This is a genomic window from Enterobacter sp. DC1 (assembly GCF_000568075.1).
In the GTDB taxonomy this organism is placed as follows: domain Bacteria; phylum Pseudomonadota; class Gammaproteobacteria; order Enterobacterales; family Enterobacteriaceae; genus Enterobacter; species Enterobacter asburiae.
On record NZ_AZUA01000001.1, the window covers coordinates 817,982 to 840,560 of the forward strand.

The 22,579-nt window shown below is 57.7% G+C and carries 25 protein-coding genes and 1 other annotated feature; of the genes, 10 read left to right on the forward strand and 15 right to left on the reverse strand.

Annotation, left to right across the window (positions count from 1 at the left end):
• Positions 1–28 precede the first annotated feature (28 nt).
• From chuS to P346_RS17525, 4 genes are read left to right on the forward strand one after another with little or no spacing between them, the layout of a single operon-like run.
• Complete coding sequence (gene chuS, locus P346_RS17540; RefSeq protein ID WP_032657827.1) at positions 29–1,057, forward strand: hematinate-forming heme oxygenase ChuS; 1,029 nt, start codon at positions 29–31, stop codon at positions 1,055–1,057.
• Entirely contained in the window at positions 1,054–1,875 is an 822-nt protein-coding gene (locus tag P346_RS17535) for a heme/hemin ABC transporter substrate-binding protein (protein WP_032657829.1), read from the forward strand. The genes chuS and P346_RS17535 overlap by 4 nt, the downstream gene beginning before the upstream one ends.
• Positions 1,875–2,867: a FecCD family ABC transporter permease gene (locus tag P346_RS17530; RefSeq protein ID WP_032657831.1), complete on the forward strand. Its 993-nt coding sequence runs from the start codon at positions 1,875–1,877 to the stop codon at positions 2,865–2,867. The genes P346_RS17535 and P346_RS17530 overlap by 1 nt, the downstream gene beginning before the upstream one ends.
• Positions 2,860–3,639 carry a heme ABC transporter ATP-binding protein gene (locus P346_RS17525; protein WP_032657834.1) on the forward strand — a complete coding sequence of 260 codons (780 nt, stop codon included), beginning with the start codon at positions 2,860–2,862 and terminating at the stop codon, positions 3,637–3,639. The genes P346_RS17530 and P346_RS17525 overlap by 8 nt, the downstream gene beginning before the upstream one ends.
• On the opposite strand, the gene P346_RS17520 is transcribed toward P346_RS17525, so the two are convergent.
• Positions 3,606–4,529, reverse strand: a complete 924-nt coding sequence (locus P346_RS17520; RefSeq protein ID WP_032657837.1) for a LysR family transcriptional regulator — start codon at positions 4,527–4,529, stop codon at positions 3,606–3,608. The genes P346_RS17525 and P346_RS17520 overlap by 34 nt on opposite strands.
• A 140-nt stretch (positions 4,530–4,669) precedes the next feature.
• Here P346_RS17520 and P346_RS17515 point away from each other — a divergent pair, with 140 nt between their 5' ends.
• From P346_RS17515 to P346_RS17495, 5 genes are read left to right on the forward strand one after another with little or no spacing between them, the layout of a single operon-like run.
• Positions 4,670–5,377, forward strand: coding sequence for a CoA transferase subunit A (locus P346_RS17515; RefSeq protein WP_032657838.1), 708 nt, complete (start codon positions 4,670–4,672; stop codon positions 5,375–5,377).
• A gap of 2 nt (positions 5,378–5,379) precedes the next feature.
• Complete coding sequence (locus P346_RS17510) at positions 5,380–6,036, forward strand: CoA transferase subunit B (RefSeq protein WP_032657841.1); 657 nt, start codon at positions 5,380–5,382, stop codon at positions 6,034–6,036.
• A gap of 9 nt (positions 6,037–6,045) precedes the next feature.
• Positions 6,046–7,227 carry an acetyl-CoA C-acetyltransferase gene (locus P346_RS17505; protein WP_032657844.1) on the forward strand — a complete coding sequence of 394 codons (1,182 nt, stop codon included), beginning with the start codon at positions 6,046–6,048 and terminating at the stop codon, positions 7,225–7,227.
• Between the two features lie 44 nt (positions 7,228–7,271).
• Positions 7,272–8,663 carry a GntP family permease gene (locus P346_RS17500; protein WP_032657846.1) on the forward strand — a complete coding sequence of 464 codons (1,392 nt, stop codon included), beginning with the start codon at positions 7,272–7,274 and terminating at the stop codon, positions 8,661–8,663.
• A 10-nt stretch (positions 8,664–8,673) separates the two neighbouring features.
• On the forward strand, positions 8,674–9,444 hold the full coding sequence (locus tag P346_RS17495) for a 3-hydroxybutyrate dehydrogenase (RefSeq protein WP_032657847.1): 771 nt from the start codon (positions 8,674–8,676) through the stop codon (positions 9,442–9,444).
• Between the two features lie 42 nt (positions 9,445–9,486).
• Here P346_RS17495 and selO read toward each other — a convergent pair whose 3' ends face one another.
• From selO to thrS, 14 genes are all read right to left on the reverse strand, one after another.
• On the reverse strand, positions 9,487–10,929 hold the full coding sequence (gene selO, locus P346_RS17490; RefSeq protein ID WP_032657849.1) for a protein adenylyltransferase SelO: 1,443 nt from the start codon (positions 10,927–10,929) through the stop codon (positions 9,487–9,489).
• Positions 10,930–10,990: 61 nt separating this feature from the next.
• Complete coding sequence (locus tag P346_RS17485; RefSeq protein WP_032657851.1) at positions 10,991–11,707, reverse strand: EAL domain-containing protein; 717 nt, start codon at positions 11,705–11,707, stop codon at positions 10,991–10,993.
• A gap of 294 nt (positions 11,708–12,001) precedes the next feature.
• Entirely contained in the window at positions 12,002–12,466 is a 465-nt protein-coding gene (locus P346_RS17480; protein ID WP_023335377.1) for a C40 family peptidase, read from the reverse strand.
• 74 nt (positions 12,467–12,540) lie between these two features.
• Complete coding sequence (gene btuD / locus P346_RS17475; RefSeq protein WP_032657853.1) at positions 12,541–13,296, reverse strand: vitamin B12 ABC transporter ATP-binding protein BtuD; 756 nt, start codon at positions 13,294–13,296, stop codon at positions 12,541–12,543.
• Entirely contained in the window at positions 13,296–13,847 is a 552-nt protein-coding gene (locus P346_RS17470; RefSeq protein ID WP_032657855.1) for a glutathione peroxidase, read from the reverse strand. Before P346_RS17470 ends, btuD begins: the two co-directional genes overlap by 1 nt.
• A gap of 34 nt (positions 13,848–13,881) precedes the next feature.
• Positions 13,882–14,862 carry a vitamin B12 ABC transporter permease BtuC gene (gene btuC, locus P346_RS17465; RefSeq protein WP_032657856.1) on the reverse strand — a complete coding sequence of 327 codons (981 nt, stop codon included), beginning with the start codon at positions 14,860–14,862 and terminating at the stop codon, positions 13,882–13,884.
• Positions 14,863–14,965: 103 nt separating this feature from the next.
• Positions 14,966–15,265 carry an integration host factor subunit alpha gene (gene ihfA, locus P346_RS17460; RefSeq protein WP_003857805.1) on the reverse strand — a complete coding sequence of 100 codons (300 nt, stop codon included), beginning with the start codon at positions 15,263–15,265 and terminating at the stop codon, positions 14,966–14,968.
• A gap of 4 nt (positions 15,266–15,269) precedes the next feature.
• On the reverse strand, positions 15,270–17,657 hold the full coding sequence (gene pheT / locus P346_RS17455; RefSeq protein WP_032657858.1) for a phenylalanine--tRNA ligase subunit beta: 2,388 nt from the start codon (positions 17,655–17,657) through the stop codon (positions 15,270–15,272).
• A 15-nt stretch (positions 17,658–17,672) separates the two neighbouring features.
• Positions 17,673–18,656: a phenylalanine--tRNA ligase subunit alpha gene (gene pheS, locus P346_RS17450; RefSeq protein WP_010426091.1), complete on the reverse strand. Its 984-nt coding sequence runs from the start codon at positions 18,654–18,656 to the stop codon at positions 17,673–17,675.
• A gap of 62 nt (positions 18,657–18,718) precedes the next feature.
• Positions 18,719–18,843 (reverse strand) — a sequence feature (Phe leader region).
• Positions 18,794–18,838 (reverse strand): pheST operon leader peptide PheM, encoded by a 45-nt coding sequence (gene pheM / locus P346_RS23100; protein ID WP_152537847.1) that lies wholly within the window; start codon positions 18,836–18,838, stop codon positions 18,794–18,796. It overlaps the preceding feature by 45 nt.
• Positions 18,844–18,960: 117 nt before the next feature.
• Positions 18,961–19,317, reverse strand: coding sequence for a 50S ribosomal protein L20 (gene rplT, locus P346_RS17445; RefSeq protein ID WP_000124850.1), 357 nt, complete (start codon positions 19,315–19,317; stop codon positions 18,961–18,963).
• Between the two features lie 51 nt (positions 19,318–19,368).
• Positions 19,369–19,566 carry a 50S ribosomal protein L35 gene (gene rpmI / locus P346_RS17440; RefSeq protein ID WP_003030583.1) on the reverse strand — a complete coding sequence of 66 codons (198 nt, stop codon included), beginning with the start codon at positions 19,564–19,566 and terminating at the stop codon, positions 19,369–19,371.
• 97 nt (positions 19,567–19,663) lie between these two features.
• Positions 19,664–20,206 carry a translation initiation factor IF-3 gene (gene infC, locus P346_RS0121455; protein ID WP_014069901.1) on the reverse strand — a complete coding sequence of 181 codons (543 nt, stop codon included), beginning with the start codon at positions 20,204–20,206 and terminating at the stop codon, positions 19,664–19,666.
• 3 nt (positions 20,207–20,209) lie between these two features.
• Entirely contained in the window at positions 20,210–22,138 is a 1,929-nt protein-coding gene (gene thrS / locus P346_RS17435) for a threonine--tRNA ligase (protein ID WP_008500657.1), read from the reverse strand.
• Between the two features lie 322 nt (positions 22,139–22,460).
• On the opposite strand from thrS, the gene yncL reads away from it, so the two are divergent.
• A complete protein-coding gene (gene yncL, locus P346_RS23105; protein ID WP_071886547.1) occupies positions 22,461–22,553 on the forward strand; it encodes a stress response membrane protein YncL in 93 nt (30 codons plus the stop codon).
• Positions 22,554–22,579: the final 26 nt, after the last annotated feature.

Here is a 22,579-nt window from a genome sequence, read left to right on the forward strand (position 1 = left end):
CGGGGCAACTATTCAGAAGGAAGAGACAATGAATCACTACACGCGCTGGCTTGAGCTAAAAGAAGCCAATCCGGGTAAGTACGCGCGCGACGTCGCAGGATTAATGAACATCAGCGAAGCGGAGCTGACCTTTGCCCGCGTGGGTCACGACGCCTGGCGACTGCGCGGTGAAATCCGCGAGATCCTGGGCGCGCTGGAGGCGGTGGGCGAAACCAAATGTATCTGCCGCAACGAGTACGCCGTTCACGAACAGGTAGGGAACTTCACCAACCAGCACCTGAACGGCCACGCCGGGCTGGTGCTGAACCCGCGCGCGCTGGATCTGCGCCTGTTCCTCAACCAGTGGGCGAGCGCGTTTCACATCAGTGAAGCCACCGCCCGCGGCGAGCGGCAGAGCATTCAGTTCTTCGACCACCAGGGCGATGCCCTGCTGAAGGTCTACGCCACGGACAACACCGACGTTTCCGCCTGGGGCGACGTGCTGACCCGCTTTATCTTTGCCGACAACCCGCCGCTGGCGTTGAAGATGACCGATGCCCCGGCTCACGCTGAAAACGCGGATGCCGCGCTGGTGGACAAAGAGTGGCGCGCCATGACCGACGTTCATCAGTTCTTCAGCCTGCTCAAGCGCCATAACCTCAACCGCCAGCAGGCGTTTCGCCTGGTGGGTGACGATCTGGCCTGCCGGGTAGAAAACACCGCGCTGGCGCAGCTCCTGGAGACGGCGCATCGGGACGGTAACGAAATCATGGTCTTCGTGGGCAATCGCGGCTGCGTGCAGATCTTCACCGGGGCTGTGGAAAAGCTGGTGCCAATGAAGGGCTGGCTGAACGTCTTTAACCCAACCTTTACCCTGCATCTGCTTGAAGGATCCATTGCGGAAACGTGGGTCACGCGCAAGCCAACGGCTGACGGGCACGTCACAAGCCTGGAGCTGTTTGCCGCCGACGGAACGCAAATCGCCCAGCTGTACGGCCAGCGTACCGAAGGCGAACCGGAGCAGAGCCAGTGGCGCAGCCAGATTGACGCCTTAACGGCGAAAGGGCTGGCCGCATGAAACGGTGGCTTGCCCTGCTCAGCGCCCTGCCCCTGCTGGCGTCTGCGGCGCCGCAGGAGAAAATCGTTACCCTCGGCGGCGACGTCACCGAGATTGTCTACGCGCTCGGCGCGGCGTCCTCGCTGGTGGCCCGTGACAGCACCAGCCAGTGGCCGCAGGCGGCGAACGACCTGCCTGACGTGGGCTATCTGCGCCAGCTCAATGCGGAAGGGATCTTATCCATGCGCCCCACGCTGGTGCTGGCCAGCGCTCAGGCGCAGCCGTCTCTGGCGCTAAAGCAGGTTGAGCAAAGCCACGTCAGGGTGATCGCTGTTCCTGCCAGTAACGACCTGAACGTTATTGACGAAAAGGTGCGGATCGTCGCTGAAGCGACGCACCGCGAGGCCGAGGGGGAGGTCCTGCGCAGCACGCTGCGCCAGGCGCTGTCGGCGCTGCCCGCGTCACCGCTCAATAAGCGGGTGCTGTTTATTCTCAACCACGGCGGGATGACCGCCATGGCCGCCGGACAACAGACCGGCGCGGATGCTGCCATTCGTGCGGCGGGGCTGCAGAACGCGATGCAGGGGTTCACCCGCTATCAGCCGCTGTCTCAGGAGGGCACGATCGCCAGCCGACCCGATCTGGTGGTGATTTCTCAGGACGGTCTCAACGCCCTGGGCGGTGAAGCGAATCTGTGGACGCTGCCCGGCCTGGCGCAAACCCCGGCGGGACGGAATAAGCAGGTGCTGGCGATTGACGATATGGCGCTGCTGGGCTTCAGCGTGCGAACGCCGGAAGCCATCCAGCAGCTGCGTGCCAAAGCGGAACAGCTGCCCTGATGTCCCGGCGGATAACCTTATCGTTATGGATGCTGACCGCGATCCTGACCATCATGACGCTCGCAGCGACCGGGGTTGGGGCATTACGCCTGCCGGTCAGCCTGCTGTGGAACGGCAGCGACGAGGCGCTGCGTCAGATCTGGCTGACGATCCGCCTGCCCCGCGTGCTGCTGGCGCTGGCGATCGGCGGTTCACTGGCGCTGGCGGGCTGCGTGATGCAGGGACTGTTTCGCAATCCGCTGGCGGACCCGGGACTGCTCGGCATCAGCAGCGGCGCGGCGCTCGCCGTTGCGCTGTGGGTAGTACTTCCGCTCTCGCTGCCTGCACTGGTGATGCTGTATGCCCCGATGCTGGCGGCGTTTCTCGGCGCGCTGGCCGCCACCTTCGTGATTTTCCTGCTCAGCCGACAGCGTGACGCTTCCCTGTCGCGCCTGCTGCTGGTGGGGATTGCCATCAACGCCCTGTGCGGCGCGGCCGTCGGGGTGCTGTCATGGCTCAGCAATGATGCCCAGCTTCGCCAGCTTTCGCTCTGGGGAATGGGCAGCCTCGGCCAGGCGCAGTGGTCAACCCTGCTGGCCGTCGCGTCGCTGATGGTCCCCACCGCGCTGGCTATCTGGCGTCTGGCAGGCGCCCTCAACCTGCTGCAGCTGGGCGACGAAGAGGCGCATTACCTCGGCGTGGAGGTTGCCGCCGTGCAGCGGATCCTGCTGCTGTGCAGTGCCCTGCTGGTGGCTGCCGCCGTTGCGGTCAGCGGCGTGATCGGCTTCGTCGGCCTGGTGGTGCCGCACCTGGTGCGCATGTGGCTGGGAGCCGACCACCGGGCCGTGCTCCCCGGCTCGGTGCTGGCCGGCGCGTTGCTCCTGCTGGTTGCCGATACGCTGGCGCGCAGCCTGGTCGCCCCGGCGGAAATGCCGGTCGGCTTATTGACCAGCCTTCTCGGCGCGCCGTGGTTTCTGTGGCTGATCTTTCGTCGCGGAGGTGCGCATGGCTGAACGTTATTGTGCAGAAAACCTTGTTTTTCGCGCCGGACAACGCACGCTGATTAACGACGTGTCGCTGACCTTATCTCAGGGCGAGCTGGTGGCGCTGATTGGCCCCAACGGCGCCGGGAAATCAACGCTGTTGCGGCTGCTGACCGGCTACCTTAAACCTGCGGGCGGACGGTGCAGCCTGGCGGGCACACCGCTTGCGGTCTGGCAGCCGGACAGGCTCTCCCGCTACCGGGCGGTAATGCGCCAGAACACGCAGCTCGGATTTGACTGGTCGGTTGAGGCTGTCGTCGGTATGGGGCGAGCGCCCTGGACCAGCACGCCTGAAGCGTCGGTTATTGAGGAGGTCATGGCCGTCACCGGCTGTTTACCGCTGGCAGGCAGGCAGTTTGCCGCACTCTCCGGCGGCGAGCAGCAGCGCATCCAGCTCGCCCGCGCGCTGGCTCAGCTCTGGTGCGACGGCGCGCCGCGCGGCTGGCTGTTCCTTGATGAACCCACGTCTGCGCTGGATCTCTATCACCAGCAGCATCTGCTGCGCCTGCTGAAGTCCCTGACCCGTCGGGGACATTTGCACGTGTGCACGGTGCTGCATGACCTTAATCTGGCGGCGCTGTGGGCGGACCGCATCCTGCTGCTGCATGGCGGCACAATCGTGTCCCAGGGAGCACCGGAAACCGTTTTGCAGGCCGACGCGCTGGCGCGCTGGTACGGCGCGCAGGTTATCGTCGGCAGGCATCCGGCTCACGCCGCGCCGCAGGTGTTTCTCGCCCCCTGATCGGGCTGGTAAAAATCCTTCAGCGTTTCCAGCAGGGCATGCGCCGCCTTAGAGAGCTGCGTGTGCCCTGGATGGATGACCCCGATGCACTTTTCAATGGGCGGGCTGTCCAGCGGGATACAGACCGCGCCCAGGGCCGTCATCTGCGCCTCGCAGAGCGCCGGGACGGCACTGCCGCCCAGCCCGCTCGCGACCATTCGCCCGACCGTCACCAGCTGGTGGCTTTCCAGCGCGACGTCCAGCTTTCTGCCGCTTCGCGCCAGCTCCTCTTCCATCATCAGACGCACCGCAGAGGGGCGCTGCAGGGTGATGAAATCCAGCGTCAGCAGCTCTTCCCACGTCAGGCGCTTTTTGCCCGCCAGCGAGGAGTCTTTCGGCACAATGGCAACAAACCTGTCGAGACCCAGCGGGGTAAACAGCAGGTTGTGCGTCGGCGCGGGCTCAAAGGCGATGCCCATTTCAACCCGCCCTTCCCGCACCATCTCGATCACCTGCTCGTTAATAACGTCATGCACGGTGACGTTGATCCCGGCATGACGATCGCGAAACGCTTTTAGCACCTCGGGCAGGACATTCGCGGCAAACGACGGCATGGCGGCGACCGAGATTTTACCGCGCTGCAGGGTAAAGCACTGGTGCATCGCCTCTTCGACGTTATCCCAGTCGGCAAGCAGCTGGCGCGCCATCGGCAAAAACGTCTCCCCCTCCTGCGTCAGCGCGACCTTGCGCGTGCTCCGCTGCAGCAGCGGTCCGCCGAGCGTGTCCTCCAGCGCTTTAATGGTCAGGCTCAGGGCCGGCTGGGAAAGATTCAGCCGTTCGCTGGCGTGCGCGAAATTGAGAGTGTGAGCTACCGCTAAAAACGCGCGTAACTGTTTGACACTCATTCTCATTTCTCATCCTGTTAACTAATTGAAAAAATTTAGTTAACAGGAAATTAATAAAAAAACCAAATGAGTGGGTCACAAATTCAAAATTAACAAATGAGTCGCCGCCCCTAATGATACCGGCACGGTTAACGGGAGGGATGACTATGGCGGGACTGGATAAGCGCGTCGGCAGCTATGCGCAGGCGCTGGATGGGCTGACGGACGGGATGACCTTGCTGGCGGGCGGCTTTGGCCTGTGCGGTATTCCGGAGAACCTGATTGCAGAGGTCAGACGCCGTCAGGTGAAAGACCTGACGGTGGTATCAAACAACTGCGGCGTGGACGGTTTCGGTCTCGGGCTACTGCTCGAAACGCGGCAGGTTCGCAAAGTGGTGGCCTCTTACGTCGGCGAGAACGCCCTGTTCGAGCAGCAGGTGCTGAGCGGCGAACTGGAGATTGAACTCACGCCTCAGGGCACGCTGGCGGAAAAGGTGCGCGCGGGCGGCGCGGGCATTCCGGCATTTTACACGGCCACCGGCTACGGCACGCCCGTGGCTGCCGGCAAAGACGTGCGCCAGTTTGCGGGGAAGCACTACATCCTTGAAGAGGCCATTACCGGTGATTTTGCGCTCATTAAGGGCTGGAAAGCGGACTGGTACGGCAACGTTGTCTATCGGCATACCGCGCAAAATTTTAATCCGCTGATGGCAACGGCGGGCCGGATAACGGTCGTCGAAGTGGAAGAGATCGTTCCTCCGGGCGAGCTGCCCCCGTCGGCCATTCATACCCCGGGAATTTACGTCGACAGGCTGATTGTCGGCCAGTTTGAAAAACGCATTGAACAGCGCACGCTGCGCGCGGAAGGAGTGTGACGATGTTAACCCGTGAACAGATGGCCATGCGCGTCGCCCGCGAGCTGCGCGACGGGTATTACGTCAACCTGGGGATCGGCATCCCTACCCTGGTGGCGAACTACATTCCGGCGGGAATGGACGTGATGCTTCAGTCGGAAAACGGACTGCTGGGGATGGGGGCTTTTCCTGACGAGCAGAGCCTTGACGCCGACATGATCAACGCCGGTAAACAGACCGTGACCGCGCGCACCGGCGCGGCCATTTTCGACTCGGCCCAGTCGTTTGCCATGATCCGGGGCGGTCATGTCGACCTGACCGTGCTGGGCGCGTTTGAAGTGGACGTCGAGGGCAATATCGCCTCGTGGATGATCCCCGGAAAGATGGTGAAGGGCATGGGCGGCGCGATGGATCTTGTCGCCGGGGCGCAGAACATCATTGTGGTGATGACCCACGCGTCTAAAAGCGGTGAGTCAAAGCTGCTGCCGCGCTGCACGCTGCCGCTCACGGGCGCGGGCTGTATCCGTCGGGTCTTAACCGACCTCGCCTTGCTGGAGATCGAGAACGGCGCGTTCATCCTGCGGGAATACGCCCCCGGCGTCAGTATCGACGAAATTGCGGCTAAGACGGCCGGGAAAATGATTGTGGCGGACGACGTTCGCGAGATGCGCTTCAACTGAGGACTCACGATGAAAGAGGTCATTATTGTCGGGGCAACGCGAACCCCCATTGGCAGTTTTCGCGGATCGCTATCGTCCCTTTCGGCGGTTGAGCTGGGGGCCGCCGCGGTGCGGCATCTGCTGGAGAACAGCGATCTTCGCGAAGAACAGGTAGATGAACTGATTTTCGGACAGGTGCTGACGGCGGGATGCGGGCAAAACCCGGCGCGCCAGACGGCCATTACCGCCGGATTGCCCGTCAGCACGCCGGCGACAACGGTCAATCTGGTCTGCGGCGCGGGCCTAAAAGCGGTGCAGCTCGCCGCGCAGGCGATCCGCTGCGGCGACGCGGACGTGGCGATCGCTGGCGGTCAGGAGAGCATGAGCAACGCCCCCTATCTGCTGGACGGCGCGCGTTCAGGGCTGCGTTTTGGCCATACGGGCCTGCAGGACAGCATGATTACCGACGGTCTGTGGGACGCGTTCAACGATTACCACATGGGGATCACCGCTGAAAACGTCGCCCGGGAGAATGACATTTCCCGCGCGCAGCAGGACGACTTTGCCGCCCGGTCGCAGCACAAAGCGGCCTCCGCCATCGAAGCGGGTCGGTTTGACGCCGAGATAGCGCCGGTGACGGTGAAACAGGGCAAAAAACCGCCGCTTATCGTCCGCCGTGATGAACAGCCCCGGCCAGGCACCACCGCTGAGCAGCTGGCGCAACTGCGCCCCGCTTTTTTGCAGGAGGAAGGCACGGTCACGGCCGGAAATGCGTCAACGCTCAACGACGGTGCCGCCGCGGTTCTGCTGATGAGCGGCGAAAAGGCGCGGGAGAGCGGTTTGCCCATTCTCGGTCGTATCGTGAGCTACGCCGTGACGGGCGTTGACCCGTCGGTGATGGGCATCGGTCCGGTCAGCGCCTGCCGGACGGCGCTGTCGAGGGCGGGCTGGACGCTCGATGACGTGGACCTCATTGAAGCCAATGAAGCCTTTGCTGCCCAGGCGCTGGCGGTGGGCAAGCAGCTCGGCTGGGATGAGCGCAAGGTGAACGTTAACGGCGGCGCTATCGCCCTGGGTCATCCGATTGGCGCCTCCGGCTGCCGCATCCTCGTGACGCTGCTGTACGAAATGCAGCGCCGTGACCTCAAAAAAGGGCTCGTCACCCTGTGCGTAGGCGGCGGGCAAGGCATTGCTCTGACCGTCGAGCGTTAAGCATCTCGTTGGTACCCGAATAATAATTAAAGTGAGGAGTCGTAATGAGTGTGTTAATTGCCCTGGCGGCGCTGGCGCTGCTGATGCTGGCGGCCTATCGCGGATACAGCGTTATTTTGTTTGCGCCGATTGCGGCGCTCGGCGCCGTGCTGCTGACCGATCCGGGTGCCGTCGGCCCGACGTTTACCGGCCTGTTTATGGAAAAAATGGTGGGCTTTGTTAAGCTCTACTTCCCGGTGTTCCTGCTGGGGGCCGTTTTCGGCAAGCTGATTGAGCTTTCCGGTTTCTCACGATCCATCGTCGCCGCCGCGATTCAGATCCTCGGTCGTCGCCACGCTATTCCGGTGATCGTCCTGGTGTGCGCGCTGTTAACCTACGGCGGCGTGTCGCTGTTCGTGGTGGCGTTTGCGGTTTACCCTTTCGCCGCGGAGCTGTTCCGCCAGAGCGGCATCCCCAAGCGGCTGATCCCGGCCACCGTGGCGCTGGGGGCGTTTTCGTTTACCATGGACGCCCTGCCCGGCACGCCGCAGATCCAGAATATCATCCCCACCAGCTTTTTTGGTACGAACGCCTGGGCCGCGCCGTGGCTGGGGCTTATCGGCTCTCTGTTTATTATTGTCTTTGGCCTGCTATGGCTGGAGCGCCAGCGTCGTAAGGCGTTCAATAACAACGAAGGTTACGGCACGGATCTGAAAAATGAACCCGAGACGCCGGATAACATTAACCTTCCGCATCCGCTGATTGCTATCTCCCCGCTGCTGGTGGTGGGCATACTGAACCTGCTGTTTACCCGCTGGATCCCCGGCTGGTACGGCACGACCCACGAGCTTACTCTGCCAGGCCTGGCGAAACCGATTGTGACCGATGTGGGAAAGATCACCGCCATCTGGGCCGTGGAAGCGGCGCTGATCTCCGGTATCGTGCTGGTGCTGATTTTTGGCTTTCGCAATATCCGGGGGCGTCTGGCAGAAGGCAGCCGGACCGCGGTGAGCGGTGCCATTCTGGCGGCGATGAATACCGCCTCGGAATACGGTTTCGGCGCGGTTATCGCCGCCCTGCCCGGGTTCCTGGTGTTATCCAAAGCGCTTGCGGCTATCCCGAATCCGCTGCTGAATGAGGCCATCAGCGTGACGGTGCTCGCGGGGATCACCGGCTCGGCGTCCGGCGGGATGAGTATTGCCCTCGCCGCCATGTCCGACTCGTTTGTCGCCGCCGCCCACGCCGCTAATATCCCGCTTGAGGTGCTGCACCGCGTGGCCTCAATGGCGAGCGGCGGTATGGATACGCTGCCCCATAACGGCGCGGTGATTACCCTGCTGGCGATTACCGGCCTGAGCCATCGTCAGGCCTACGGCGGCATTTTCGCTATCACCCTCATTAAAAGTCTGGCAGTGCTTTTTGTCATTGCCGTGTTCTATCTGACCGGCATTGTGTAAGGAGAGAAAGATGAATCTGAACGGTAACACCGCGCTGGTGACGGGCTCGACCAGCGGCATTGGACTTGGGATCGCCCGCGTACTGGCGAAGGCCGGGGCGCAGCTGATCCTCAACGGTTTCGGCGACAGCGAATCAGCAAGAGAAGAGATTGCGCAACTGGGCAAAACGCCGGGCTATCACGATGCGGACCTGCGTGACGTACTGCAAATTGAAGCCATGATGCGCTACGCGGAATCGCAGTTTGGCGGCGTGGACATTCTTGTCAACAACGCCGGGATACAGCATGTCGCCCCGGTTGATGCGTTTCCGGTGGAGAAATGGAACGACATTATCGCCATTAATCTCTCCTCAGTATTTCACACCAGCCGGCTGGCGCTGCCCGCCATGCGCGAGAAAAACTGGGGGCGCATCATCAATATCGCCTCCGTTCACGGGCTGGTTGCGTCAAAAGAGAAGTCAGCCTACGTGGCCGCCAAGCATGGCGTAGTGGGCTTTACGAAATCGCTGGCGCTGGAAACCGCCCGCACCGGTGTTACCGCCAATACCATCTGCCCCGGCTGGGTACTGACGCCGCTGGTGCAACAGCAAATTGATAAGCGTATCGCAGAGGGCGTGCCGCCGGAGCAGGCGCGCGATCTGCTCCTTGCAGAGAAACAGCCTTCCGGCGAGTTTGTCACTCCGGAGCAGCTGGGTGAACTGGCGCTGTTTTTGTGCAGCGAGGGCGCCGTGAACGTTCGCGGCGCAGCGTGGAATATGGATGGCGGATGGGTTGCGCAGTGATTTCCAGGCCGGGTAGGCGACGCCGCCACCCGGCAAACATGGTTAGCTTGAGCAGCTGACCTCCAGCCGCTTGCCCCAGTCAGGCGGGCGGCTGACGTAGTCATCATCCCGGTCGGTAAACGGCGCGCGCAGCGCCAGATGCAAACGGTGTAGCTCGTCGTATTCACCCTGCTCTGCCTGCTCAATCGCCCGCTGCGCCAGCCAGTTGCGCAACACCATCGCGGGATTCGTCGCGTTCATCTGCGTCTGTCGGGTGGCGTCATCCACCTGCTCCTGCTGCAGCCGCGCGCGGTAAGTGGCAAACCAGTCGTCAAACGCCTGCCTGTCAATAAACTCGTCGCGCAGCGGCGAGGCCGCGCTGTGCTGCTCCGTCTGGCCCAGCATCCGGAAGGTACGGGTATAATCGCTGCCCTCGCGCGCCATCAGGGCAAACAGACCGTTGAGAATGTCGTTATCGCCCCTCTCCTGCGTCATCAGCCCCAGCTTGTTGCGCATCAGCGTGCCATATTCCCGCAGCAAAATGTCCTGATAGCTGTCGAGCGCATCGTTGAGGGCATCTACGTCGATGAACGGCGACAGGGTTTGCGCAAGCCGCTGCAGGTTCCACAGGCCAACCGCGGGCTGATTGTCAAAGCTGTAACGTCCCTGATAGTCGGAGTGGTTGCAGATATAGCCAGGCTGATAATCGTCCAGGAAACCAAACGGACCGTAATCAAAGGTCAGCCCGAGGATCGACATGTTGTCCGTATTCATGACGCCATGGGCAAAGCCCACCGTTTGCCAGCGGGCAATCAGGCTTGCGGTACGGGCAACCACATCCCTGAACCAGAGAACGTATTTATCCGCCTCGTCCTGCAAATGCGCCCAGTGGTGACGAATGGCAAAGTCAGCCAGCTGGCGAACCTTGTCCGGCTCGCGGCGATAGTAAAAGTGCTCAAAATGGCCGAAGCGCAAATGGCTTTGCGCAATACGCATCAGCATTGCCCCTTTTTCCACCGTTTCGCGCGCTACCGGCGTATCGCTGGTGATAATCGACAGCGCGCGCGTAGTGGGAATCCCCAGGGCATGCATCGCTTCGGACGCCAGGCACTCGCGAATCGTTGAACGCAGCACCGCGCGCCCGTCGCCCATTCTCGACCAGGGAGTAAGACCCGCGCCTTTCAGGTGCCAGTCAACCGTTCCCCCGTTAGGAAGCCGCTGTTCGCCGAGCAGGATCCCCCTGCCGTCGCCCAGCTGTCCCGCCCAGACGCCAAACTGGTGGCCGCTATAGACCTGAGCCAGAGGTTGCATCCCGGCGAGAAGCGTTTCACCGCCCCAGACGCCTGCGCCTTCTGAACGCTGAAACAGCTCAGGCGGAATGGCCAGTTCTTCTGCCAGCAAATCGTTATGCCAGATAAGACGTGAATTTTGTAACGGTGTTGGTTTGAGTGCGGTATAAAAGCCAGGCAACTCGTCATGCCAGTGAGCAGTAAAAGACAGGGTCATAAGTCCTCCTGCTTTTAGTGTAGAGGGTTTACCCGGACTTAAACACGGGCGAAAGCAAGGGTTATCGCTGCTGAACCAGCGATGTAACGTGCTCCGCAGAGACGGCTGGCCAGAGTGCGCCCTGCATGGCGCCAAAATTGAAGGACAAAACGCGTTGCAACAGGCCGTGGTCGTCAATGCCTGAGACAATCACTGACTGGCAGTGCGGTGTGATTTGCCAGAGGATGGCGCGCATAAAAGGCTCAAAAGAGAGCTCCGGGGCACGCTGCTGAATGAAGCCTTTGTCGAGAATAACCCGTTTAAATAATCCATCATAGACCGCTTTGAGCGATGCGGCGCCTGCGCCAAAGTTTGCCAGGACCAACGGGAAATGGATTGCCATTCTCGCCAGCTGCAGATCGTCCTTTCCGTTATTTAAACCTGGATAATTCTCATTAACAGTAAACTCAAGAAACGGGTACCGCTCAAGGATTGAAACAGCGTTTCCATTACTTAATAAAAATTCAACTATTGCAGGTGTAATATTGATCCATGCAATTAACTGATGCTGAATAAAAAACAGTTTACAGGTATCAAGCAATTGCAATTTTTCGTTAAACAGCACTAACTCTTCAGCTGCTGAAAGCCGAGGGATAACAAGCTCAGTGGGGATCCGCACATCGCTGCCGACGCCAGTAAAGTTAACCAGAACCTCTAAACCTTTAAGCTCCCCTGCGCTATTACGAGCAGGCAGAAGCAGCAGTTCAGACTGGTAAGCATTATCTAGCGTAATAATCATTGCACTCGCTCCACATTAAAGATGAGAGAGGACATCCTGGAGCAATTGCCGACACAATTCCACTGTCTTGATTTTAATAAGATTAATTTCATTAGTTCCGTTTTTATTTTCAGATTTATCCCTGAATCTAAATTAATTTTATCCTGGTTGTCTAATAATAGCCAGTTTTAGATAAAACAGACACATGCAGGATTCGCTAATTTTAGATAAATTTAACTTTAAGCATCTTATTTGAGAAAAAACGGCATGATTTATTAGAGACCATGCCGTCATAAGAGAAGTGTCTGACAAAGACTATATACGTCGAGCCTGCCAGAAATTTTTACGCCAGTAAACATTATCAAGAGAAGAGCGCATCACGCCGCGGCTTGTCGAGGCGTGAATGAACTGATTGTCTGTATCATATATGCCCACGTGCAGACCGCTTTCACCCGATCCGGTTTTGAAGAAAACCAGGTCTCCGGGCAGAAGATCGTCTTTATCGATTTCAGTGCCTATTTCTGCCTGTTTGCGCGTTTCGCGCGGAAGCTGTAAATCAAACTTATCGCGGAACGTCATCAGCACGAAGCCGGAGCAATCCACGCCGCCGCGGCTCATGCCGCCGTAGCGATAAGGCGTGCCGCGCCAGTTGCTCAGCTGATCGTTAAGGCTGGCAATGACGGTGATCGAATCTGAAAGCCGTGGGTTAGGCGGCGGCGCACGATGGCTACTGCATCCCGCAAGAAAAAGTGTGGCCATCAGGAGAAACCAGAATCGCATTTTCAGACGAATCCTCTGCTTTTTTTGTTCTTTTCGTAATTTAGCGTGCAATTGTGCTAAGAGGCAAGAAACGGTTACGTCTGCCCGGTAGAAATCAGCATCTTATGTCCCTCTATGTCCAGCCTGCGGAACGACATGTTGTATGCGCGGGCAAGATGGGGCGGCGTAAGAACCCGATCCCGCGCGCCGCTGGCGATCATCTTTCCCTGCGACAGCAGCCACACCCGGTGGGCATGACGCAGGGTGTGGTTGAGGTCATGACTGCTCATCACCACGGCGATACCTTTCCGGCTCAGGGTGCTCAGCAGCGTATCCAGTGCCGCCTGCTGCGCCACGTCCAGACCGCTCATGGGCTCATCGAGAAGCAGCATTCGCCCATGAGGATTACCTGCCGGGTGGATCTGAAGAATGACCGCCGCCAGACGCACCCGCTGCCACTCTCCGCCGGAAAGTTGGCTGGCATGCCGGGACAGTTTATCTTCCAGCCCCAGGGCCGCGGCAACGTCCGTCAGCAGTGACGTTTGTTGTTTGTCGTGCAAATGCAGCATCAGATAGTGCCAGACCGGCATCGCAAAAGGCGGCACCTGCTGCTGCACGAGGTAGCTGCGCCGGTGCGCCAGCGAGACCGGTGACCAGTCGGCGAGCGTATGCTCCAGCAGCGTTATCTGCCCTTTTCCGTCGGTCATGCCTGCCATCCGTGCCAGCAGCGTGCTCTTCCCCGCTCCGTTTGGCCCGACAAGATGCAGGATTTCTCCCGCATTGACGGTACCGGTTATCGGCTCCAGACATCCCCTCTCGGCAACGTCCGTGAGCTGCATCAGCAACGACATTATTTCGCCAGCGCCAGCTTGATCGATTCCATGACGATCGGATCCTCAGGGGTCATATCCGGCGAAAAACGCTGAACGACCTGGCCGTCGCGGCCAATCAGGAATTTTTCAAAATTCCACAGGATATCGTCCGGGTAAAGCGGCGCGCGGCCCTTGCTGGCCATGCGTTCATAAAAACCGCTTCCTTCCGGCGCAACGGCCTTCGGCGCGGCAGCGATCAGCTTCGCATATAGCGGATGGCGGTCTTCGCTGTTGACATCGATTTTGCTGAACATCGGGAACGTCACGCCATAGGTGGTGCTGCAGAAGGTTTTAATCTCCTCTTCGCTGCCCGGCTCCTGGCCGAGGAACTGGTTGCACGGGAAGCCCAGCACGGTGAAACCGTCTTTCTCCCAGGCCTTCTGAATGTTCTCCAGCTGCTCGTACTGCGGCGTCAGGCCACATTTGGATGCCACGTTGACGATAAGCAGCACGTTGCCTTTGTAGCCTTCCAGCGTGGTTTTCTCGCCGTCAATGGTGGTCACTTCAGTATTCAGGATATCTGACTGCATAGCATTCCCTCAGGTTGTCTTACGGCTTGTTGATTTAACGTCCAGCTTTTAATAGTAGCCAGATAAATACCGGCGCGCCCAGCGTGGCGGTTACCACGCCAATCGGCAGCTCGGCGGCCGTCAGGGCAAGCCGGGCGATGATATCGGCCACCAGCAGCGTGACGGCCCCGGCAACCGCCGAGGCCGGAAGCAGGGTCCGATGGTCCGTGAGGCCACACAGGCGCAGCATGTGCGGAATAACCAGCCCGATGAAGCCGATCGCGCCCGCCAGAGCCACGCTGACGCCGACCAGCCAGCCAATGGCTATTACCAGCACATTACGCCAGAACCCAATCGGCATGCCGAGCTGGCGGGCAGAGGTTTCACCCAGCGCGAGCATATTCAGCGGCTGCGCCTGCAGGGCAGCCCACACGATGACCGGTACCAGCAGCGCCATCAGCCAGCCCTGGTGCCAGTCAACGCCTCCAAAGCCGCCCATCATCCAGTACATCAGCTGACGCAGGTCAAAGGATGTTGAGAAGTAGACCGCCCAGGTCATCAGCGCGCTGCAGATGATCCCCAGCGCCACGCCGGCAAGCAGCAGACGGCTGGTCGACAGGTGCCGTCTGGCGAAGCGAAGAAGGATCGCGGTGATCAGCAGCGCGCCGAGGATAGCGCTCAGGCTAATACTCCATCCGGAGAGTTCTCCTCCGCCGAGCATTACCGCCGCAATCAGGCCTACGCCTGCGCCGTTTGACACGCCGAGCAGCCCGGGCTCCGCCAGAGGGTTATCAAACAACGCCTGCATTATGGTACCGCACAGCGCCAGCGCGGCGCCGACCAGAACCACCGCGACGGTGCGCGGCAGGCGAATTTGCCAGACGAAGAGCTGCCCGTCCGGCCCCCACCAGCTTTCAGGCCCTATCCATCGGTCTCCGGCGCAGAGGCTCACGGCCGCGGCGACAATGAGCAACAGCACCAGCAAAAACAGGCGACGCTTATCAGAACGGTGCTGGCGATGGGCATAATCAAGCATGTTTACGGTTTTAGTAGCGTGAGATGTAATTGATTTTACGGCGGGTTTGCCGGAGAGCGCAAAGAAAAAAGGCCGCGTGGGCGGCCTTTTTAGTTAGTTCATATTACTCTGCTTTGGGCGTTGCGTTTTCGACACGGCTTTTCAACTTCTGGCCGGGTCTGAAGGTCACCACGCGGCGGGCTGTAATGGGAATATCTTCCCCCGTCTTCGGGTTGCGGCCCGGACGTTGGTTTTTGTCTCGCAAATCAAAATTGCCAAAACCGGAGAGTTTTACCTGCTCACCATTTTCCAGAGCACGACGGATCTCTTCGAAAAACAGCTCTACCAGCTCTTTGGCATCCCGTTTGCTAAGCCCAAGCTTATCAAACAGATATTCTGACATTTCAGCTTTTGTAAGCGCCATAGGTTCAATCCCTCAATGATGCCTGGAATCGCTCTTTTAATGCCTCTACACATTTGGCGACGGTAGCGGCAATCTCCTCTTCTTCGAGTGTACGGCTGGTATCCTGAAGGATAAGGCTAATAGCGAGGCTCTTGAAACCTTCTGCTACGCCCTTGCCGCGGTACACGTCAAATAAGTTTACGCCAACTACCTGATTTACGCCAACTTTCTTACATTCGGCCAAAATATCTGCTGCAGGCACATTTTCCGCGACCACAACCGCGATATCACGGCGGTTTGCCGGGAAGCGGGAGACGTCCTGAGCCTGAGGAATAACGCGGTCAGCCACCGGGTTCCATTCCAGCTCGAACACGATGGTACGGCCGTTCAGGTCCAGCTTACGCTCCAGTTCAGGGTGAACAACCCCAATAAAACCAACGCGTTTGCCGTCTAAATAGATGGCTGCGCTCTGGCCCGGATGCAGTGCCGGGATGGCTTCTGCGCGGAATTCAATTTCAGATAATTTACCGGTCAGATCCAGAATCGCTTCCAGATCGCCCTTCATATCGTAGAAATCAACCGTGCCTTTTGCCAGGTCCCAGTGCTCTTCATAGCGGTTGCCGCTGATGGCGCCAGCCAGCATGAGATCCTGACGGATGCCTAAATTTGCCTGATTATCCGGTACAAAGCGCAAACCGCTTTCGAAAATTCGCACGCGGTTTTGCTGGCGATTCTGGTTATAAACGACAGTGCCCAGCAGGCCCGTCCACAGAGACAGACGCATCGCGGACATTTCGCTGGAGATTGGGCTTGGCAGGATCAGCGCCTCCTGACCCGGGTGGATCAGCTGCTGCAGCTTTGGATCAACGAAGCTGTAGGTGATCACTTCCTGGTAGCCTTTGTCGTTCAGCATGGTTTTCACACGCTTCAGAGACAGGTCGGCTTCACGGTGGGTGCCCATCACCAGACCTGCCTGCACAGGCTCGTCAGGAATGTTGTTGTAGCCGTAAACGCGGGCCACTTCTTCCACCAGATCTTCTTCAATTTCCATGTCGAAACGCCATGATGGCGCAACGGCTTTCCACTCGTCCTGGCCTTCGGTTACTTCACAACCCAGACGTTTCAGGATGTCAGTTACCTGCGCATCGGCAACGTGATGGCCAATCAGGCGATCCAGCTTGCTGCGGCGCAGGGTGATGGTCGCACGCTTCGGCAGCGTCGCTTCGTTGGTTACGTCGATAACCGGGCCCGCTTCACCGCCGCAGATGTCGATCAGCAGGCGGGTCGCACGTTCCATCGCTTTGTACTGCAGCGCCGGGTCAACGCCGCGCTCGTAGCGGTGAGAGGCATCGGTATGCAGGCCGTGACGGCGTGCGCGACCGGTGATGGACAGCGGGCTGAAGAACGCGCATTCCAGCAGGACGTTTTGCGTCTCGTCGTTGACGCCTGAGTGCTCGCCACCGAAGATACCGCCCATTGCCAGCGCTTTGCTGTGGTCAGCAATCACCAGGGTGTCGGCGTTCAGTTTGGCTTCGCTGCCGTCCAGCAGAACCAGGGTTTCGCCCTCTTTCGCCATGCGCACAACGATGCCGCCGTCGATACGGTCTTTATCGAACGCGTGCATTGGCTGGCCCAGCTCCAGCAGAACGTAGTTAGTCACGTCAACCACGGCGTCGATAGAGCGGATACCGCAGCGGCGCAGCTTCTCTTTCATCCACAGCGGGGTTGGCGCTTTCACGTTGATGCCTTTCACCACGCGACCGAGGTAGCGCGGGCAAGCATCCGCGGCGTCAACCTGAATAGGCAGCACGTCACTGATGGTCGCTTCAACCGGCGCAATGTCCGGCGCGTTCAGCTCGGTCTGGTTCAGCACGGCCACGTCGCGCGCCACGCCGATGATACCTAAGCAGTCGGCACGGTTTGGCGTGACGCTGATTTCGATGGTGTTGTCATCAAGCTTCAGGTATTCACGGATATCGGTGCCGATCGGCGCGTCCAGCGGCAGCTCAATGATGCCGTTGTGGTCGTCGGAAATACCCAGCTCGGAGAAGGAGCACAGCATACCTTCAGACGGCTCGCCGCGCAGCTTAGCCGCTTTAATTTTGAAATCGCCCGGCAGCACTGCACCGACGGTCGCCACGGCCACCTTCAGGCCCTGACGGCAGTTTGGCGCACCGCAGACGATATCCAGCAGACGGTCACCGCCTACGTTTACTTTTGTTACGCGCAGTTTGTCAGCGTTAGGGTGCTGACCGCACTCGACCACTTCGCCGACGACCACGCCGTTGAAGGCACCGGAAACCGGCTCAACGCCGTCCACTTCCAGACCCGCCATGGTGATCTGGTTAGAAAGCGCGTCGCTGTCCAGCGTGGTGTTCACCCACTCGCGTAACCACAGTTCACTGAATTTCATTGTTCTGTCCTGCCCTTATTTAAACTGTTTGAGGAAACGCAGATCGTTTTCGAAGAATGCACGTAAGTCGGTCACGCCGTAGCGCAGCATGGTCAGACGCTCCATACCCATGCCGAAGGCAAAGCCGGAGTAAACTTCCGGATCGATACCCACGTTGCGCAGCACGTTTGGATGCACCATGCCGCAGCCCAGCACCTCCAGCCATTTGCCGTTTTTACCCATCACGTCAACTTCCGCAGACGGTTCGGTGAACGGGAAGTAGGACGGGCGGAAACGAACCTGCAGATCTTCCTCAAAGAAGTTGTTCAGGAAATCGTGCAGCGTGCCCTTCAGGTTGGTGAAGCTGATGTTTTTATCAACAATCAGGCCTTCCATCTGGTGGAACATTGGGGTGTGGGTCTGATCGTAGTCGTTACGATAGACGCGGCCCGGCGCGATAATACGGATTGGCGGCTCCTGATCCTTCATGGTACGGATCTGAACGCCGGAGGTCTGAGTACGCAGCAGACGCGTAGCGTCAAACCAGAAAGTGTCGTGGTCAGCGCGTGCCGGATGATGGCCAGGAATGTTCAGGGCGTCGAAGTTATGGTAATCATCTTCGATTTCCGGGCCAGTCGCCACGGTAAAGCCGAGCTCACCGAAGAAACTTTCAATGCGATCGATGGTGCGGGTAACCGGATGCAGACCACCGTTTTCGATACGGCGACCCGGCAGAGAAACGTCGATCGTCTCTGCGGCCAGACGCGCATTCAGCACCGCGCTTTCCAGCTCGGCTTTGCGCGCGTTCAGCGCCTGCTGTACCTGCTCTTTGGCTTCGTTAATCACCGCACCCGCTGCCGGGCGTTCTTCTGGCGGCAGCTCACGCAGGGTTGTCATCTGAAGGGTCAGGTGCCCTTTCTTCCCAAGATATTCGACGCGGACATTGTCTAACGCGGCAACATCTGAGGCCTGATTAATGGCGGCTGTTGCACTGGCAACCAGCTCTGCGAGATGTGACATGATTTTCCTCATTATGTCGGTGCAGACACCGATTTGGTGGAGTTATTCTCTCAAATTCAGGCACAAAAAAAGCCTCCATCGGGAGGCTTATCTGGCGCTGTTTTTCGTTTCATCTTTCACGCGCTAGCCTCCTGAAATCAGGTGCTAAAGTAAAAGAAGAAGCGGAAAATAGCAGAATTCATGCTTGCGTTACCTTGTCTGGTAAAAACCGTTAAGACCTTATTGAAAAGCCTGGACGGATAAATGTCAATCTTCTGATGGTGTTAAATGAAAAGAGGGAGCAAAGCCCCCTCTTTCAACTGGCTTATGCCAGTGCTGCTTTCGCTTTTTCGACCAGAGCGGTGAACGCTACTTTGTCGAATACTGCGATGTCAGCCAGGATCTTACGGTCGATTTCAACAGAGGCTTTTTTCAGGCCGTTGATGAATTTGCTGTAAGAAATACCGTTCTGACGTGCTGCTGCGTTGATACGCGCAATCCACAGTTGACGGAACTGACGCTTACGCTGACGACGGTCACGGTAAGCGTACTGACCTGCTTTGATAACAGCCTGGAAGGCAACGCGGTAAACGCGTGAACGCGCACCGTAGTAGCCTTTAGCTTGTTTCAAAATTTTCTTGTGACGTGCACGTGCAATTACACCACGTTTTACGCGAGCCATATGTGCTCTCCTGTATCTATATTCTTAGTAAAAAAATTAAACGTTAACGGCTTATGCGTACGGCAGGCACGCGATAACCAGACCCAGATCGCCTTTAGAAACGAGGCCTTTTGGACGCAGGTGACGTTTACGCTTAGTAGATTTTTTGGTCAGAATATGACGCAGGTTTGCGTGCTTACGCTTAAATCCACCACCACCGGTTTTTTTGAAGCGCTTAGCAGCACCGCGTACGGTCTTAATTTTTGGCATCTTAATAACTTCCACTTCGCATTGTTAAATAAACGAAACATAGGCGAACAAAACCTATGAAACCCGAAGGCTCCACAGGTTTTGCTGCTTGAAGGCCTTACTGTTTCTTCTTAGGAGCGAGCACCATGATCATCTGGCGGCCTTCGATCTTCGTAGGGAAGGATTCGACTACTGCCAGTTCACTCAGATCGTCACGGACGCGGTTAAGCACTTCCATACCAATCTGTTGGTGGGCCATCTCACGACCGCGGAAACGCAGTGTGATCTTGGCCTTATCGCCATCTTCCAGAAAGCGAATCAGGCTGCGGAGTTTTACCTGATAATCGCCATCGTCGGTACCAGGACGGAATTTGATTTCCTTAACCTGGATAACTTTTTGCTTCTTCTTCTGTTCCTTAGAAGACTTACTCTTTTCATAAAGGAACTTGCCGTAGTCCATGATACGACAAACTGGCGGTTCGGCGTTAGGGCTGATTTCAACTAAATCTACTCCAGCTTCTTCAGCTTTTTCGATCGCTTCTCTCAGACTCACAATCCCCAGTGGTTCACCTTCAAGATCTGTTAAGCGAACTTCCTGGGCGCGAATCTCGCCATTGATACGATTCGGACGTGCCGTTTGAACTCGTTTTCCGCCTTTAATACCTTATTCCTCCAGTTGTTGAAGACTGCGGCTGCGAATCTCTTGTTGCAGCTTCTCAATCACTTCACTTACGTCCAGGCTGCCCAGGTCTTTACCACGGCGGGTGCGAACGGCAACTTTGCCTGCTTCCACCTCTTTATCACCACAGACCAACATATACGGGACACGACGTAAAGTGTGCTCGCGGATTTTAAAGCCAATCTTCTCATTTCTCAAGTCTGCTTTTACGCGAATGCCCGCATTTTGTAGTTTCTGCGTCAATTCTTTAACGTAATCCGCCTGAGAATCGGTAATGTTCATCACCACGACCTGCACTGGCGCAAGCCAGGTTGGGAAGAAGCCAGCGAACTCTTCGGTCAGGATGCCGATGAAGCGCTCCAGAGAACCGAGAATTGCACGGTGAATCATTACCGGTACCTGACGCTCGTTGTCTTCGCCAACGTAAGAGGCGCTTAAACGCTGCGGCAGGGAGAAGTCCAGCTGTACAGTACCGCACTGCCATGCGCGATCGAGGCAGTCATACAGGGTAAATTCAATTTTCGGACCGTAGAATGCGCCCTCGCCCAGCTGGTATTCGAACGGAATGCCGTTCTCTTCCAGCGCCACGGCGAGATCCGCTTCTGCGCGATCCCAGGTCTCATCGCTACCGATACGTTTTTCCGGACGCGTTGAGAGTTTGACGACGATCTTCTCGAAGCCAAAGGTGCTGTACATATCGTAGACCATACGAATACAGGCGTTAACTTCGTCACGGACCTGATCTTCAGTACAGAAGATATGCGCATCATCCTGAGTAAAGCCACGAACGCGCATCAGACCGTGCAGCGCACCTGATGGTTCGTTACGGTGGCAGCTACCGAACTCCGCCATACGCAGCGGCAGGTCGCGGTAGGACTTCAGACCCTGGTTGAAGATCTGAACGTGGCCCGGGCAGTTCATTGGCTTGATGCAGTATTCACGGTTCTCAGACGAGGTGGTGAACATCGCATCTTTGTAGTTGTCCCAGTGGCCGGTTTTTTCCCACAGCACACGGTCCATCATGAACGGGCCTTTCACTTCCTGATACTGGTACTCTTTCAGCTTGGAGCGTACGAAAGTTTCCAGTTCACGGAAGATAGTCCAGCCGTCGTTATGCCAGAACACCATACCCGGCGCTTCTTCCTGCATGTGATACAGGTCAAGCTGCTTACCGATTTTACGGTGGTCACGCTTCGCCGCCTCTTCCAGGCGCAGCAGGTACGCGTTCAGGGCTTTTTTATCGGCCCACGCGGTACCATAGATACGCTGCAACATCTTGTTGTTGCTGTCGCCACGCCAGTAGGCGCCTGCGATCTTCATCAGCTTAAAGTGATGACAGAAGCGCATGTTCGGCACGTGCGGTCCACGGCACATGTCGACGTATTCTTCGTGATGGTACAAGCCAGGCTTGTCATCATGCGAAATGTTTTCGTCAAGAATAGAGACTTTATAGCTCTCGCCGCGCTTCACGAAGGTTTCACGCGCTTCGTGCCAGCTGACTTTCTTCTTGATGACGTCATAGTTTGTTTCGGCGAGCTCGTGCATGCGTTTTTCGAGCGCGTCGATATCTTCCTGAGTCAGGGTGTGGTCAAGGTCAACGTCGTAGTAGAAACCATTGTCGATAACCGGACCGATCGCCATTTTGGTGTTTGGCCACAGCTGTTTGATGGCATGACCTAACAGGTGCGCGCAGGAGTGACGAATGATCTCCAGACCTTCTTCGTCTTTCGCAGTGATGATTGCAAGCGTCGCATCGTTTTCAATCAGATCGGAAGCATCCACCAGCTCACCGTTAACGCGGCCAGCGATTGTCGCTTTCGCGAGACCAGGACCAATGTCCAGGGCAACATCCATTGGGCTAACAGCACGGTCGAAATGGCGTTGACTGCCATCAGGAAGAGTAATTACAGGCATTTTATATCCTTATTTGCAGTGATGCCCCACACATAAGAGCATATACAAAGAAAATAATTGTGATTTGACAATAGATTACGACACCATCTGACCAACAATCGTCAAATTGGTTCGTCATCATTCACCAGCCGAATTCAGATTAATGTGGATTTACGGCAAGCGTCGTAATGTTAACACTAACGGAAAGGAGATTGCACCCTTTGCGGCCAGATTGATGGGCTGGCGCTTTCGCACGAATTTGCAGGTTGCTTCTCCCCTGCGCTCGCATTTCGAAGATGCTGGGCTACTCTTGAACAGGTCTTTAAACCCAAAGGTGCATACCATGAACGTATCCAGCAGAACGGTTGTGATATTGAATGTCCTTTCCGCCACAGGTTTATTGTTGATTCTCGCCGAACGATTCCACTGGTTCTGAGCAGAAACCTACGCTGGCATAACCTA